This is a genomic window from Amycolatopsis sp. SB7-3 (genome assembly GCF_041021335.1).
GTDB lineage: Bacteria > Actinomycetota > Actinomycetes > Mycobacteriales > Pseudonocardiaceae > Amycolatopsis > Amycolatopsis japonica.
The window spans coordinates 393,749-407,987 of the sequence record NZ_JBFPJQ010000003.1; the positions used below are offsets into that span (position 1 = coordinate 393,749).

Annotated in this window: 12 protein-coding genes; 7 read left to right on the forward strand and 5 right to left on the reverse strand. The window is 69.9% G+C overall.

Features of this window, described 5'->3' with window-relative positions; genetic code table 11:
* Positions 1-17 precede the first annotated feature (17 nt).
* Positions 18-1,130, forward strand: a complete 1,113-nt coding sequence (locus AB8M46_RS26395) for an AAA family ATPase (RefSeq protein WP_350593246.1) — start codon at positions 18-20, stop codon at positions 1,128-1,130.
* Positions 1,127-3,898 (forward strand): hypothetical protein, encoded by a 2,772-nt coding sequence (locus AB8M46_RS26400; protein WP_394361976.1) that lies wholly within the window; start codon positions 1,127-1,129, stop codon positions 3,896-3,898. The genes AB8M46_RS26395 and AB8M46_RS26400 overlap by 4 nt, the downstream gene beginning before the upstream one ends.
* Before the next feature lie 43 nt (positions 3,899-3,941).
* Here AB8M46_RS26400 and AB8M46_RS26405 read toward each other — a convergent pair whose 3' ends face one another.
* Positions 3,942-5,408, reverse strand: a complete 1,467-nt coding sequence (locus AB8M46_RS26405; protein WP_394361977.1) for a carotenoid oxygenase family protein — start codon at positions 5,406-5,408, stop codon at positions 3,942-3,944.
* An 82-nt stretch (positions 5,409-5,490) separates the two neighbouring features.
* Between AB8M46_RS26405 and AB8M46_RS26410 the strand changes: the two genes are divergently transcribed.
* Positions 5,491-6,210 carry a TetR/AcrR family transcriptional regulator gene (locus AB8M46_RS26410; protein WP_350593242.1) on the forward strand — a complete coding sequence of 240 codons (720 nt, stop codon included), beginning with the start codon at positions 5,491-5,493 and terminating at the stop codon, positions 6,208-6,210.
* Here AB8M46_RS26410 and AB8M46_RS26415 read toward each other — a convergent pair.
* Positions 6,194-6,799 (reverse strand): TetR/AcrR family transcriptional regulator, encoded by a 606-nt coding sequence (locus AB8M46_RS26415; RefSeq protein ID WP_394361978.1) that lies wholly within the window; start codon positions 6,797-6,799, stop codon positions 6,194-6,196. The two genes, AB8M46_RS26410 and AB8M46_RS26415, sit on opposite strands and share 17 nt — an antisense overlap.
* Positions 6,800-6,888: 89 nt before the next feature.
* On the opposite strand from AB8M46_RS26415, the gene AB8M46_RS26420 reads away from it, so the two are divergent.
* The gene (locus AB8M46_RS26420) at positions 6,889-7,761 is read left to right on the forward strand and encodes an alpha/beta fold hydrolase (protein WP_394361979.1); all 873 of its coding nucleotides are present in this window, start codon (positions 6,889-6,891) and stop codon (positions 7,759-7,761) included.
* On the opposite strand, the gene AB8M46_RS26425 is transcribed toward AB8M46_RS26420, so the two are convergent.
* Complete coding sequence (locus AB8M46_RS26425) at positions 7,743-8,351, reverse strand: TIGR03086 family metal-binding protein (protein WP_394361980.1); 609 nt, start codon at positions 8,349-8,351, stop codon at positions 7,743-7,745. The two genes, AB8M46_RS26420 and AB8M46_RS26425, sit on opposite strands and share 19 nt — an antisense overlap.
* Before the next feature lie 70 nt (positions 8,352-8,421).
* On the opposite strand from AB8M46_RS26425, the gene AB8M46_RS26430 reads away from it, so the two are divergent.
* Entirely contained in the window at positions 8,422-8,850 is a 429-nt protein-coding gene (locus AB8M46_RS26430; RefSeq protein ID WP_394361981.1) for a MarR family winged helix-turn-helix transcriptional regulator, read from the forward strand.
* A gap of 1 nt (position 8,851) precedes the next feature.
* Here the strand turns inward: AB8M46_RS26430 and AB8M46_RS26435 are convergent, their stop codons facing one another.
* On the reverse strand, positions 8,852-9,469 hold the full coding sequence (locus AB8M46_RS26435; protein WP_394361982.1) for a hypothetical protein: 618 nt from the start codon (positions 9,467-9,469) through the stop codon (positions 8,852-8,854).
* 86 nt (positions 9,470-9,555) lie between these two features.
* On the opposite strand from AB8M46_RS26435, the gene AB8M46_RS26440 reads away from it, so the two are divergent.
* Together AB8M46_RS26440 and AB8M46_RS26445 are read left to right on the forward strand one after the other, a co-directional pair.
* Positions 9,556-12,552, forward strand: coding sequence for a DEAD/DEAH box helicase (locus AB8M46_RS26440; RefSeq protein WP_394361983.1), 2,997 nt, complete (start codon positions 9,556-9,558; stop codon positions 12,550-12,552).
* Entirely contained in the window at positions 12,545-13,249 is a 705-nt protein-coding gene (locus AB8M46_RS26445; protein WP_394361984.1) for a hypothetical protein, read from the forward strand. The genes AB8M46_RS26440 and AB8M46_RS26445 overlap by 8 nt, the downstream gene beginning before the upstream one ends.
* On the opposite strand, the gene AB8M46_RS26450 is transcribed toward AB8M46_RS26445, so the two are convergent.
* A complete protein-coding gene (locus AB8M46_RS26450; protein WP_394361985.1) occupies positions 13,237-14,235 on the reverse strand; it encodes an enoyl-CoA hydratase/isomerase family protein in 999 nt (332 codons plus the stop codon). The two genes, AB8M46_RS26445 and AB8M46_RS26450, sit on opposite strands and share 13 nt — an antisense overlap.
* Between the last annotated feature and the right edge of the window lie 4 nt (positions 14,236-14,239).

Sequence of the window (14,239 nt, forward strand, 5' to 3'; positions counted from 1 at the left end):
TCCCCGAAAGGCAAGACATGTCCGACCTGTTGCGCGCCCCCGCCGAGATCAAGTACGCCGAAGAGCTGGACTGGCTCGAGTCCGTCGACGACAACCCCAAACCGTTCGCCTGGCGTCTGTCCCCGAAGATGCTGCGCCTGTTCATCCTCGGTTCCGAGCGCGCCGACGGCCTCGACCGTGAGATCGCGCAGAAATGGTTCGGTGACCGCAGCATCGTGGAGCGGGCCATCGTCACGCTCGCCTCGGACCGCGGGCTCCTGCTGATCGGAGACCCGGGCACCGGCAAGAGCTGGCTCGCCGAGCTGCTGGCCGCCGCGATCTCCCGCAACTCGACCCTCGTCGTGCAGGGGACCGCCGGCACCACCGAGGACCACATCAAGTACTCGTGGAACGTCTCGATGGTCATCGCGAAGGGCCAGTCCCGCGAGTCGATGATCCCGTCGCCGATCATGACGGCGATGGAGGCGGGCTCGATCGGCCGGTTCGAGGAGCTGACCCGGTCCACCAGCGACGTGCAGGACGCGCTGATCTCGATCCTGTCGGAGAAGTACATCTCGGTACCGGAGCTGGACAGCGACGGCATCGTCTTCGCCAAGCCCGGCTTCTCCGTGATCGCCACCGCCAACAGCCGCGACCGCGGCGTGAACGACCTGTCGTCCGCGCTCAAGCGCCGCTTCAACTTCGTCCGCATCCCCGTGGTGACGAACAAGAAGAGCGAGGCGGAGATCGTCCGCTTCCGCACCGAGGAACTGCTGCGCCGCCACCAGATCGAGCTGGACGTGCCGCCGACGCTGCTCGACGTGTTGCTGCGCAGCTTCGGCGACCTTCGCGCAGCGGCGGCGTCGGCGGGTAGCGACGACGAGAAGCTGGAGTCGGCGTTGTCCACGGCCGAGCAGATCGGCGTGCTCGAAGACGCGGTGCTGCACAGCAACTTCTTCGGGGAACGCGCGCTTACCGCCCGTACGCTGGCGTCCTCACTGGTCGGTTCGCTCGCCCGCCGTGAGCCGGAGGATCTGGCGATCCTCAACAAGTACCTGCACGGCGTCGTCGAGCCGCGCAGCAAGGACGAGGGCGGGGACTGGCCGGAGTTCCTCGACGGCGGCCGCGACGCGATCGCCACCCTCTCGTGAGCGGCGCCTTCGAGGCGTTGCGCGGCCAGTTGCAGGAGGCCGCGGCCGCCTTCGCCGACGGGCCCGGCGCACTGGAGGGCATCCTGCTCGGACTCGTCGACGACGTCGACCGCGCGGTGCGCGAGCCGTTGGAGATCTTCCCGGTCTGCCACCATTCCCCGGCCTCGGCCGTGGCGATGGCGCGGCGGTTGCGGGAGAAGCAGCCGAAGGTCGTCTACCTCGAACTGTGCGAGGACATGGCGCCGTTGCTGACCGAGCTGCGCAACTGCCGTCTACCCGTGGCGGTCCAGGCGTTCGCGACGGAGGTGAAGGGGTTCCCCGCGGAGTGGGCGCCCTTGTCCGTGGTCGCGCCGATCACCGAGGCTTCGGCGGAATACCAGGCGATCGCGTACGCCCTGGACACCCCGGGCGTCGAGCTCGTCCTCGTCGACCGGTCGGCGGACCACGTCTTCCAATGGAACGAACGTGAGCCCGAGCCGTCCGCCGACCCGGACGCGCCGCCCGCCGAGGAGGAGGCCGCGCTGCACGGTGACGCGGTCGGCGTCGAGATCGGCGCTCTGCGGCCGCGGTTCGCCGAACTCGAGGAGCACCTGCTGCGGCACGGGCGGGTGCGGCACTGGTCGGAATGGTGGCACCAGTACGTCGAGCTGCCGCTCGGCGACAGCGACCACGACACCTATCGCCAGGTCATGTTCCTGATCGGCAGCCTGTTCCGCCGTCTCGCGCCGGGGGACACCCGGCACGTTCGGGTCGACGAGGACCGCGAGCGCTACATGTGGACCCGCATGCGCGAGCACCTCGCCGCGTCGGGAGCGGATCCGGCGGAGTGCCTTTACGTCTGCGGCGCCTTCCACGCGGCCAGCCGGGTCGCGGAGTTCGGCGTCGAAGGTACGGACGGGTTCGTGATCAGCCCGCGTAGTGAGAGCACCTGGCAGTACGGGCTGATCCCGTCGAGCCACGCCTCGATCGAGGCGCAGTTCGGGCTGGCCGGGGGATCGGTGTCGATCGCGGCGACCGAGTGGGCCAAGAACCTCAAGCGCACCAAGGTGAAGCAGTTCCAGCTGGAAGGGCAGGTGGGCGGGCCGAAGCGGAAGAAGGCCGCGGAGCTGCCCGCGCCGACGCCGGATCCGGTGGCAGTGGACCCATCTGACCAGCTTTCCGGCTTCCTGCAACGACCTCCGGTGCTCGACCGGCTGGACGAAGCCGAGCTGCTGGGCTGGTCGGTCGAGATCGTGCGGGCGGCGCGCCGGAACGGGTACCTGTCCTCGACGGCCGACGCCATCGCGGTCTTCGAGACCTCGATCCTGCTGGCGGGTATGCGTGACCGGGCCAAGCCGACGCCGTACGACTTCCAGGACGCGGCGGTCACCTGCATCGAGAAGGACGTCGTGCCCGGCAGGCGCGACGTGCGCCGCCTCGTCGAGATCATGATGGGTGGCGACCGGATCGGCCAGGTCGGGTACGACGCGTTGCCACCCTTGGCGCGCGACGTGCACGACAGGCTGGAGCCGCTGAACCTCAAGCTGCAGCAACGAGGTGTGCAGCGGGCGCTGCTCGACATAGCGTCGAGGCCGGAGCTGGAGCCCTGCTCCGATCTCCTGTGGATGCTGCGCTACCTGATGCCACGCGGTGCGGCGAGGCCGATCATGGGCGAGCGGCGGCTCGGCGAGCGGCCGATCCAGGAGTCGTGGGATCTGGCGCTGGGCACCCATCAGCGGGCCCTCATCGAGCTAGGCTACGAAGGGGTCAGTGTCGAGCAGGTGCTGGAGCAACGGCTTCGGCGCGCTGCCTACCATCCGCAGGCCACCGCCGCGAAGGTGCTCGGAACGGTCGAAGACGCGACGCTCTACCTTCGCAGCGCACGGCTCGCGGGGGAGCTGGGGACGCGCGCCCTGGAGGTGCTGGCCACCGAACGCACCGTCGACGGCGCTCCGGAAGTGTTGCGACGGGTGCGGAGGCTGCTGGCGCACTACCGGACCAGTGAGCCGGTGCTGCCTCGGTGGATCGAGGAGTTCGTCAGGACGGGGTACGCGCACTACTGCACCCTGCTCCCGGCGGCCTTCGCCGACGAGGAAGCCGGTGTCGAGCAGGTCGCCGCGATGCTGGGCTTCCTGTTCAGCATGGAGTCGCTCGCCTTGTCGCTGGGGTGCGACCGCACGCAGCTGGAGCTCGCGATCGTCGGATCGCATCCGCAGGAGCCGTCGAAGGTGGCGTTGCTGTGGGCCGCGCAGGTGCAGCTCGGTCGTCTCTCCCGCGCGGAACTGAGGGAGCGATGCGCCGAACTGCTGGCGAACCCGATGGTGCTGCCCGCTTATCCGCGATACCTGAGCGGGTTCGTGCACGCGTTGGAGCCGGCGCCCGGGCTGGCCGACTTCGTGGTCGAGGCAGTGTCGAACGCTTTCGCCGAGCTGCCGGACCGGTTGCTGTTGCCGTGGTTGCCGACGTTGATCACCACGCTGCGGTCCCGGGGCGCCGAGCTGGTGCCGCTGCTCGTGAGGGAAGCCGGCCGCCTCTTCCCGGGACGGCTCGCGGCGCTCGACGAATGGGTTCCGCCCTGGAAGGACCAGCCGGAACCGGCCGCGGTGACGAGGAAGACCGGGGGCGGCGGCCTCGCGTTGCTGGCGGCGCATCCGGCGGCGTGTGACGCGGTGGCGGGCCTGCTGGGCTGCGACGAGCCGTGGGGGAGCACCGCATCCACCGGTCTGGCGTTGCTCGAGCGGTATCCGGACTCCGCCGCCGCGTTGGAGGAGGTGCTCACCGGAGTGTGACCCGAGGGGCTGTCGCCGGGGTTTCCGGCGACAGCCCGGTCGGTCAGTCGGCGACCCAGCTTCCGTGGAAGCCCAGCGGCACCGGCCTCGGCAGGTGGATACGCGCCAAGGGTTTCGCGGTGAAGTCCTGGGCCGCGAGGATCACCAGGTCCGACGCGTTGCGGTCGGGATTGTTGACGTACGCGAGGGCGTAGCCGTCGTCTTCGGCCTTGCCGCGGGAGGACGGCACGAACACCGCTTCGCTCGCGTCGGCACCCCGGCCGAAACGGTGCACCTCGGAGCGCCCGCTCCGCAGGTCGTGCTTGATCAGCGCGTTGCCGAAGGAGCCGGACGGCTTGTCCAAGTAGACGTCGAACAATTCGCCGGGAGAGGCCGAGTAGCCATACCGGTGCCGTCGTGACACCAGGCTTTCGTTGACCCGCGGGAACTCCTGTGGCCGGTCGTCGAGAACGCGGCGCCGGACCCGCCCCTGGGCGAGATCGATCGTCCAGCGCTCCAGCACCGGCGGACCCGACGCCGACGGGCCGCCGAAGCCCTGCTTGCCTGCCACCTCGAACGGAGCGGGCATCGTGGTCAGGTCGACCACCACCGTGGAGCCCTGCTCGTAGGCGTTGAGCGTATGCGAGTAGAACACCGGATCCACCCCGAACCAGCGGACCGGGCCGCCGTCGCGTTTCATCACCCCGACCCTGGCCGGGTGATCCGAGTTCCACTTGTAGGGCACGACCTTGCCCGGCTGCGGATCGAAGGTGACCGGTACGTCGAAGACGACCACGTAGTTCTCGGTGAGCCCGAAATCGTGCATCATCGGGCTGTCGGTGACCGGGATGCGGGTGGTCCGCACCACGCGGCCGGTCCGGTCGACCATCAGATGCCGCACGTGGTCCCAGGTCGGGTGATAGGTCACCGCGTGCAACTCGTCGGCGCGCGCGTCGAACTTGGTGTGGGCGGTGTAGGAACCCTCCAAAGAACCGCCGAAATCGAACGGCCCCAACGTGTTCAGCTCGCCGTCGAGTTCGTACGGCGGGGCGCCCGATTCCTGGAGGGCGAGGATGCGGCCGTGATGGGCCATCACGTGCGTGTTCGGCGCGAAGTCCTCGGCGGGCACCGGCCACGGGTACCGCTCGCCGAGCTTCGCCGCGACCCCGGACGAGCGGACCCAGCGGTTGCGGTACCACTCGGCCTTCCCGTCGCGCAGCCGGACGCCGTGCACCATGCCCTCACCCAGCATCCAGTGGTGGGCGCGCGGATCCTCGAGACCGAGGACGTTCGGCCCGGTGCGCAGGTACCGCCCGCAAAGATCGCTCGGAATGCGGCCGGTGACCGGCAGGCCGAACGCGGTCACCTCCTCCGTGACCGGCGCGAACGCGCCTTCGAGGAATGGGTAGCGGGGTTTCGCCGGAGCTTGCGCGGCGGAAGCGGATCCGCTGCTGCCGAAGCTCGCGGCGGCTCCACCGATGGCGAGCGCGGCCGCCCCGCGGAGCACGTTCCGTCTGGTCGGTTCGGTCATGGTCGAGCCCCCAAGTCGTGTGAAACTGTGTATGTCATGAACAGTGTATGCCTTTACCGGTTTTGAATGCAACAATGCCCCGATGGACGACGTCGAGATCGAGTTGCTGCCGCCGGGTACGGCGCTGGCCTGGGGGCACGCCCCGGCGCCCCGGCGCGGGCCGAAACCGGGATACAGCCTCGAGCAGATCGTCGACGCGGCCATCGCGCAGGCCGACGCGGAGGGCTATGCGGCGCTGTCCATGCCGTCGATCGCCAAACGCCTCGGCGTCACCGCGAACGCGCTTTACCGATACCTGAGCTCCAAAGAGGAACTGCTCGTTCTCGTGGCCGAAGCGGCCTGGGGGCCGCCGCCGGAACCGCCGTCCGGCGATTGGCGCGTCGCGGTCACCGCCTGGGCCCGCGCGCTCCTCGAACGTTGCCGCCGTCATCCGTGGCTGATCGACCTGCCCGTGCGGAGTGCGCCCAGTACGCCGAATCTCTTGGGGTGGCTGGAAAACTTCCTTGAGGGGATGGCGGATTCAGGGCTGAACGCCCAGGACGTCACGGGTTGCGCCGTACTGGTCGACGGATGGGTTCGCAGTACCGCGTCGTTGCTCCGGGACGTGAACGCGAGCCCTCCTGAACAGGTCCGGGCTCTGGGCTCGTTTCTGGGGCCGCGCCTCGAAGCGCGAGGCTATCGGCGAGTCGCCGCCGTGATTTCCGGTGAGGCGTACGGCGAAGAAGGCATCGAGGAAGCGGACATCGAGTTCGGTCTCAGTCGCATCCTGGACGGCATCGAGGCGCTCATCGAGCGCCGCTGAACACCCCGTCCAGCCGGTAGTCGACGATCTCCGCCGCGCGCTCGGGCGTGTAGGCGTCGACCATGATCGCCGTGACGAGGCCGGCGGACATCGTCGCGAGGGAGTCCGCCTCGAGCCGGGGGTCGAGGCGCGCGGGAACGTCGCCTTTCTCCTGGGCCGCCCGGAGCAGTTCGGTGATCGCGTGGACCAGGTGGGGCAGAAGCGGTTCCTGGTCGGGGTCCTGGCTCCCGCGCGTGACGTCGACGGCGAAATACGCGATCTGGACGGCGGAAAGCATGCGGGCGCGGTCGCCGTCCGGCAGCACCGCGGTCAGGTAGGCGCGCACGATGGTGCGCTCGTCACCGGTCTTCATCGCCTCGCCGATGGTCTTCCCGGCGTGCTCCGCGGTCAGCTCGACGATCCGCTGCCAGGAGAAGCGCAGCATCTCCTCCTTGGTCGGGAAGTAGTACTGGACCAGGTTCATCGAGATACCCGCCTCCGCGGCCACCGCACGCAGCGTGACCGCCTGCAGGCCTTGGGCGGCGGCGATCCGGAAGAGCGCCTCCGCGATCTCGCGCCTGCGCTCTTGGTGGTCCACACGTTTCGGCACGCGGTCACTCTGCCATGCCGGTGAGGGGTGGCTGGAATGGCCACTCGCTGTTATGGTGCAAGTGCACCATAAAACTCGGAGGAGGTCCGATGCTGGGGGAGTTCACCGACAAGAAGGCCGAAGAGCGCTTCTTCGCCGTCTACGACGAAATTCTGCGGAAGTGGCCGGTTCCCGCCGTGGAGCTGGACATCGAAACGAGATTCGGCCCGACGCGGGTCCGTGGGTGCGGGCCGGCGGACGGTCCGCCGATCGTGCTGCTTTCCGGCGGGATGGGCACGTCGCTGTCCTGGTATCCGCATATCGCCGAACTCGCCGTCCGGCACCGGGTCTACGCCGTCGACTCCCTCGGCGAGCCCGGGCGGTCGATCCAGACCGCACCGATCGAGTCCGCGGAAGACTGCGCGGACTGGCTCGCCGAGGTCGTCGAAGGCGTTCTCGCGGAAACAGGCCACGAAAAGGTCTATCTCGCCGGTGTTTCGCGAGGCGGCTGGCTGGCGCTGAACCTCGCGACGCGGTCCACCGCCCGGATCGCGGGTGTCGTCGCCATCGAAGCGGCGGGGTTCGGCGTGATCGGCCGGAGCTTCATCTGGTGGAGCCTGCGCGAGATCTTCCTCTGGTTCCTGCCCAGGTGGCTCCTGCGGCTGGTGGCGTCGGGGGATCCGGACGTGCGGCACACCGTGCGGCCGCTGCTCTTCGCCGCGCTCAAGTACAAGCAGCAGCTCCCTGAGATGCACCAGTTCAGCGACGCCGAGCTGGCGGCGATCGACGTGCCCACCCGGATCGTCGTCGGCGAACGCAGCGTCATCCACGACGCTTGCGCGGTGGCGACCCGGCTCGCGTCACTGAACCCGCATATCGAGGTCGAGGTCGTACCCAAGACCACTCATGGGTTGTCGCTGGAGAAGCCCGACCTCGTCACCGCCCGGATCCTCGAGGCCGCGCGTCACGCCGCGGCCACCTGATCCGGCCACGACGGGGAACGGCCCAGTAGGGCGACGATCGTGTCCAGATCGGACTGTCCCGTCGCCTCGACGGCCGGTGCGAACGCCGCGCCCGGCGTGGTCCGGTTCTTCCCGTTCGGGATCGCCTCGGCGAACCGCAGTCCGGCGTCGAGGACCTCGCGCTCGAACGTGAGCGGCAAGCCGAGGGTCTTGGCCACATCCCACGAATGCACCAGGTAGTCCACGAAATGGAAGCCGAGAGCCTGCTCCGCGGTGAAGGTGACTTCGGTGGAGAACTCGGGAAGGGCGAATTTCCGCTCGGCGAGGTCGTGGGGGACGAAGGCGTTCAGTACCCGGTTCACCGAGGCGCGGTAGGTGCCGACGGGGTCGTCGCCCAGGGGGAGCAGCCGCCAATGGTCGAGGTTGCTCTCGCCTTCGGCCGCGGCGGCGAAGCCGTGGTGCTGGGTGGCCATGTGCGCCAGCAGTCCGTGCAGGGTCCAGGCGCTGCACGGGGTCGGTTTGGCCAGGTCCGCGGGGGTGATCTTGGTGACGAGGTCGAGGCTGGCCCGGGTCACGACGGCGTCGAGCAGGCGGAGTTCATCGATAGGCATGTGCATATCATCTACACATGCATACGAGTTCGTCAACCGGTTCCCGGACTTCGGTCGGTATGGTCTGCGCATGGCGGAGCAGGGGAGGCCGGATCTCGCGGCGATGCTCGGCGGGCTGATGCGACGGCTGATGAACGCCGAGACGCCGGTGCTGGCCGAGCACGGGTTGACCATGTGGGGCTACGTGGTGCTGAGCGCCCTCGACGACGGGCCCGTCCGCACGCAGGCCGCGCTCGCCAAGGCGATCGGCGCGGACAAGACCCGGATCATCGGCACCCTGGACACCCTCCAGGAGGACGGATTGATCACCCGCGAGCCGGATCCGAAGGACCGCCGGGTCCGGCTGCTCGGGATCACCGAGGCGGGCCGCGCGTCGCGGCGCTCGGCCCAAGCCCGGATTCAGGAGCAGGAGGAACGGTTGCTCGGCCAACTGCCGGCCGCCGACCGCAAGGCGTTCCTCAAGGCCGCGCGCGTGCTTTCCGAGGCGCAGTGGCCGTGAGTCAGCCCAGTTCCTCCACGACCATGCCCGCCGGATAGTCCGACGGCGACCGGCGCCACCACGCGCTGAAAGCCTGCGCCAGCCGCCGTGGCACCTCGACCTGCGCGCCGCCACCGTGGAACTCGATCGTCACCAGCAAGGCCTCGATGTCCCAAGGGATCCGCCGGGCCAGTTTCGCGTAGTCGGCGCTGGCGGACACGAACGTGACCGCTTGCGTCGCGCCGATCCGGCGCGCTTCCCCCAGCACGGCGTCTTCGAGCACTCCCGCCGGCCAGTCGCTGAGCCGCAGCTTCCGGTCGTAGTAGGAGATCGGCTCGTCGGCGCGCAGGATCCCGTAGCCGCCGCTGAGGATCAGCGTCCGCCCGTTCTCGGCGGCCTCGCCCAGCGCGCCGCCGACGTTCCGGTAGAAGTTCCCGCTGTAGCGCAGCCACGCGGGCCGCAAACCGCCGTTTTCGACCTTGGACTTCGCCAAGATCCCGGCTCGTGCGCGAAGCATCGGTTCCGGCCAGGCCGTCCCGGTTTCCCCGGCCTGCCCGCCTCGGTTCTTGGCCTTGGAAGGGCCGAGAACGGTCAGTGCCTCGCGCGGATCGATCGCGTCGAGAACGTCGGCTGCCTCCATCGAAGGGATCCTATCGGCGACTCGCTGACCGGCCGCTGATCGGTGCCGGGCATGCTGGAGGGACCAGAGGCGCGGAGAGGGGGAACATGTCGCCACTCGTCGTGCACGGCCTGTGGTCCCGTGGCCGCGGGATCGTGCTGTGGGGTGAACACGGCGACCGCCCGGCCACGACGTCGATGCGGCCGTCGAGCGCGGCCCGGCCGCATCCGTTCGCCGCCTCGGTCGCGGATCTGACCGCCCTGCATCCCGGCAAGCCCGCGACGGCCGTGCTGCTGCTGCCGTCGCGTCGCGGCGGCCCGATCGCCTCGCCCGAACTGGGTGCCCGCGGCCGTACGCAGCCGGAACCGACGCTGGAACCCTGGTCGGTGCCAGCCCTCCTGATCGACCCCTCGGAGCTGGACGATCTGGCCGAGACGGTCAGTTACGGCACGTCGGTCCGCCATCTCCGCGCCGTCGTCCGGCTGGCGGACGACCTGGTCCGCCGCGGCCGCGTGCTGCCGACGCTCGTGCGGAACGAGATCGTGGCGCGGGCGCGCTGGCGGCCGGTGGGCCGGGGCGGTGACGCGGTCGCGGTCCGCGCGCTGATCGCGGCCACCCCTCCGGTGGGCCGGGCCGAACATCCCGGTCCGGATCCGGCGGCGCTCGTCACCGACGCGCTGCACACCCTGGTCGACGCGGCGGTCCGCGACCGGCTCGCGGCCGCCGGACATGCGACGGAAAGCGATGGGCGCGAAGGCCCGTTCGGGTCGTGGCTCCACGCGCTCAAAAGTGCCGACGACCGGGTCGGCCAGTCGCCGGGGCGGATGGGGATCGTCGCCGAGGGCATCGCCGCCTGGGACGCGATCGGCGACACGGACCTCACCGAGGGCACCGTCTGCGTCCGGCTCGACGAGGTTCCGACGCTGCACGGCCCGGCCGACGATCCGGACGACCAGACCGGCGACGGGACCAAGTGGCAGCTGCGTTTCCTGCTGCGCTCCGCGGCCGACCCCAGTCTCCTGCTCCCGGCCGAGGACGTCTGGTCCGGCAAGGCGGGCGCGAAGTTCACCGACCCCGAAGGTCTCTTCACCGCCGAGCTGGAGCGTGCCGCCGGGGTACTGCCGCTGCTCGGGCCCGCGGTCGAGGCGGAGAAGCCGGGCGTCTACGACCTGACCGTCGCCGAAACCGTGGAGTTTCTCGACGGTGGCGCGGAACAGCTGGTCGCGGCCGGATTCGACGTCCAGCTCCCGGCGAGCTGGGGCGGCAGGCGGAAGCTCGCGCTCAAGCTGTCCGTCCGCGGCGCGCCCGTCGACCAGGCCGCCGTGCACCGGCTCGGGCGGCACCAGCTCGCCTCCTACCGCTGGGCGCTCGCCGTCGGGGAGGACGCGCTGACCGACGAGGAACTCGCCGGGCTCGCCGCCGCGAAGTCGTCGTTGGTGCGGCTGCGCGGCCGGTGGGTGAGCGTGGACCCCGAGCTGCTGCGCGCGGGCCTCGAGTACCTCCGTCGCGATCCGGACCGCGAGAAGCCGCCGCTGCCCACTCCGGCGGACCTCCTCGCCCTGCTCCACGGCGGTTTCGAAGCGCCGCTCCCGGTCACCGAAGTCACCACCGACGGCTGGATCGACGATTTCCTGGCCGGCCGGGTCCAGCGCACCATCGAACCGGTCGAGCCGCCGCCGACCTTCGTGGCGACGCTGCGGCCCTATCAGAGCCGCGGTGTCGCCTGGCTTTCGTTCATGACGTCGATCGGGCTCGGGGCCTGCCTCGCCGACGACATGGGGCTGGGCAAGACCGTCCAGCTGCTCGCCCTCGAAGCGATCGAGAGAGCGCAGGACGGCAAGCGGCCGACACTGCTGGTCTGTCCGATGTCGCTGCTCGGGACGTGGCAACGGGAAGCCGCCAAATTCGCCCCGGAGTTGCGTGTCCACCTCCATCACGGCGCCGACCGCGGCCGCGTGCGGACCGAGGGCGTGGATCTCGTCGTCACCACCTACTCGACCGCCGCCCGCGACGCCGACGAACTCGCGGCCATCCGCTGGCACCGGCTCGTGCTCGACGAGGCGCAGGCGGTCAAGAACCAGAACACCGGACCCGCGCAGGCCTTGCGCCGGATCCCCGTCGGGCACCGGGTCGCCCTGACCGGGACGCCGGTGGAGAACCGGCTCGCCGACCTGTGGTCGCTTTCGGATCTGCTCAACCCGGGCGTCCTCGGTGGCAGGCAAGAGTTCCGGGAGCGGTTCGAGGTGCCGATCGAACGCCGGGGCGACCTCGCCGCCGCCACCGAGCTGCGCCGCCTGACCAGGCCGTTCCTGTTGCGGCGCCTCAAAACCGACCCCACCGTACTCGCGGACCTGCCCGAGAAGATCGAGATCCTGCAGGAATACCGCCTCACCCGCGAACAGGTGACGCTGTACCGCGCGACCGTCGACGAGATGATGACGAAGATCGCCGACAGCGCCGGGGTCAAACGGCGCGGCAACATCCTCGCCGCGATCACCAAGCTCAAGCAGATCTGCAACCATCCCGCGCATCTGCTGCACGACGGCTCGCCGATCGGGCACCGCTCCGGCAAGGTGAACCGGCTCGAAGAACTCCTGGCGGAGATCCTGGATTCGGGCGACCGCGCGCTGTGCTTCACCCAGTTCGCCGAGTTCGGCCACCTGCTCGTGCCGCATCTGTCGCACCGGCTGAACGTGAAGATCGCCTTCCTGCACGGCGGGTTGTCCCAGCGGCGCCGCGATTCGATCGTCGAGCACTTCCAGTCGGGCGAGGGACCGTCGATCCTGCTCGCGTCGCTGAAGACCGGGGGAGCGGGGCTGACCCTCACCGCCGCCACCCACGTCCTGCATCTCGACCGGTGGTGGAATCCGGCGGTCGAGGAGCAGGCCACCGACCGCGCTTTCCGCATCGGCCAGCGGCGCAGCGTCCAGGTGCGGAAGTTCGTCTGCCCCGGGACCATCGAGGAACGGATCGACGACGTCATCACCAAGAAGGAGGCGTTGGCCGATCTCGTCGTCACCGACGGGGAGGACTGGCTCACCGAGCTGTCCACCGATTCGCTGCGCGAGGTCTTCACGCTCGGCCGGGAGGCGGCCGATGACTGACGGATTCCGCCGGGCACTCGACGAACTGGGCGTCCACAAAGGACTGGTTCCGCCCTGCACGGTCGATACGCTCACGCTGGGGCCGGGAGCCGCCGTCGCCAGGGTACGAGTGACCCGGCAACGGTTCTACGAGGTCCGTATCGGCCTGCCGGCGTTCGGCAAACAGGTGTGGACGGCGGTCGTCGCCGCCGTCGTCGCGGACGAGCCCACGAGGACCGCCCTGCTCGACGGACGGGTACCGGACGGCATCGATCGCTTCTTCGCCGCCGAGCAGGTGCCGTTGTTCCCCGAGGCGGCGTGGGAACTGTCGCTGGACTGCACGTGTCCCGGTACCCGCGTCCCGTGCGATCACCTCGTCGCGGGACTGATCGCCCTCGAGGCGGACGCGGACCCGTTCTCGATCTTCACGCTCCGCGGGCGCGACCGCGCGGCGCTGCTCGAAGAGATCGGACGGCAGGCGGGCGCGCGCGTGACGGGCCCGGCCGCGGAAGACGGGACACCCGGGCTCGACGAGGTGATGGACGACTTCTTCGGCTGGGGCCCGGCCGGGGACGTCACGAACCGGCGACGCCCGCCAGTCGGGGATCCGCTGGGACTGCTCGACGAGGTCCCTCCGCTCAAGGCCACGGTGGACGGAACCTCGGTCACCGCCCTGCTGCGGCCGCTCTACCGGGCGATCACCGGTCAGGAGAAGTAGGCGTCGACGATCCTGTCGTCCACTTCGGACAGAGTGGCGGGTGACCACTTCGGCGCGCGGTCCTTGTCGATGATCTGCGCCCGGATGCCTTCGGCGAACTCGGCGGACGAGAGGGCGTGGGCGGAGATCCGGTATTCCTGCGCCAGCACGGTTTCCAGATCGGGCATCGCCGCCGCCGACCGGAGTGCCCGCAGGGTCACCTTCAGCGCGGTCGGCGACTTCGCCTCGATCTCCTTGGCGGCGGTGGCCGCCGCGTCACCCGCGGCGTGGAGCCGGGTCAGGATCTCTTCGACGGTGTCCGCCGCATAGCAGTGGTCGATCCAGGCGGCGTCCGCGGCCAGCGCACTCGGCGGCGCCGGTTCGGCGATCAGCGCCAGTGCGTCGTCCGTGGGACGCGACGTGAGTGCGTCGAGCAGGTCCGGGATCCGTTCGCTGGACACGAAGTGGTCGGCGAGTCCACAGTGGATCGCGTCGGCCCCGGAGACCGCCCCGGCGGTGAGCGCGATATGCGTCCCGAGTTCGCCGGGAGTCCGGGACAGCAGATACGTGCCGCCGACGTCCGGGACGAAACCGATACCGGTCTCGGGCATGCCGACGCGCGAGCGCTCGGTGACGATCCGGTGGCTGCCGTGCGCGGAGACGCCGACACCGCCGCCCATCACCAATCCGTCCATGAGGGCGAGATACGGCTTGGGGTAGCGCGAGATCAGGAGGTTGAGGCGGTATTCGTCGGCCCAGAACGGCAACGACGCGGTACCGCCGGCGCGCGCGTCCTCGTAGATGGCGCGGATGTCGCCGCCGGCGCAGAGCCCGCGATCGCCCGCGCCGTCGATCAGCACGGCACGGACGCCCGGGTCGGCGCGCCACGTTTCGAGGTGGTCGAGCATGGCGAGGACCATGCCGTGGTTCAGCGAGTTCAGCGCACGCGGCCGGTTCAGCGTGATCCGGCCGATCCCGCTCTCGACGAGGAACTGGACGTCATTCACCAAG

Excerpts from the sequence above, each read along its gene's own strand:
- AB8M46_RS26395 (WP_350593246.1), top strand. The coding sequence starts at position 18 with ATGTCCGACCTGTTGCGCGCCCCCGCCGAGATCAAGTACGCCGAAGAG.
- AB8M46_RS26405 (WP_394361977.1), bottom strand. The coding sequence starts at position 5,408 with ATGACCGAACCGACCAGACGGAACGTGCTCCGCGGGGCGGCCGCGCTC.
- AB8M46_RS26410 (WP_350593242.1), top strand. The coding sequence starts at position 5,491 with ATGGACGACGTCGAGATCGAGTTGCTGCCGCCGGGTACGGCGCTGGCC.
- AB8M46_RS26420 (WP_394361979.1), top strand. The coding sequence starts at position 6,889 with ATGCTGGGGGAGTTCACCGACAAGAAGGCCGAAGAGCGCTTCTTCGCC.
- AB8M46_RS26425 (WP_394361980.1), bottom strand. The coding sequence starts at position 8,351 with ATGCCTATCGATGAACTCCGCCTGCTCGACGCCGTCGTGACCCGGGCC.
- AB8M46_RS26430 (WP_394361981.1), top strand. The coding sequence starts at position 8,422 with ATGGCGGAGCAGGGGAGGCCGGATCTCGCGGCGATGCTCGGCGGGCTG.
- AB8M46_RS26435 (WP_394361982.1), bottom strand. The coding sequence starts at position 9,469 with ATGGAGGCAGCCGACGTTCTCGACGCGATCGATCCGCGCGAGGCACTG.
- AB8M46_RS26440 (WP_394361983.1), top strand. The coding sequence starts at position 9,556 with ATGTCGCCACTCGTCGTGCACGGCCTGTGGTCCCGTGGCCGCGGGATC.
- AB8M46_RS26445 (WP_394361984.1), top strand. The coding sequence starts at position 12,545 with ATGACTGACGGATTCCGCCGGGCACTCGACGAACTGGGCGTCCACAAA.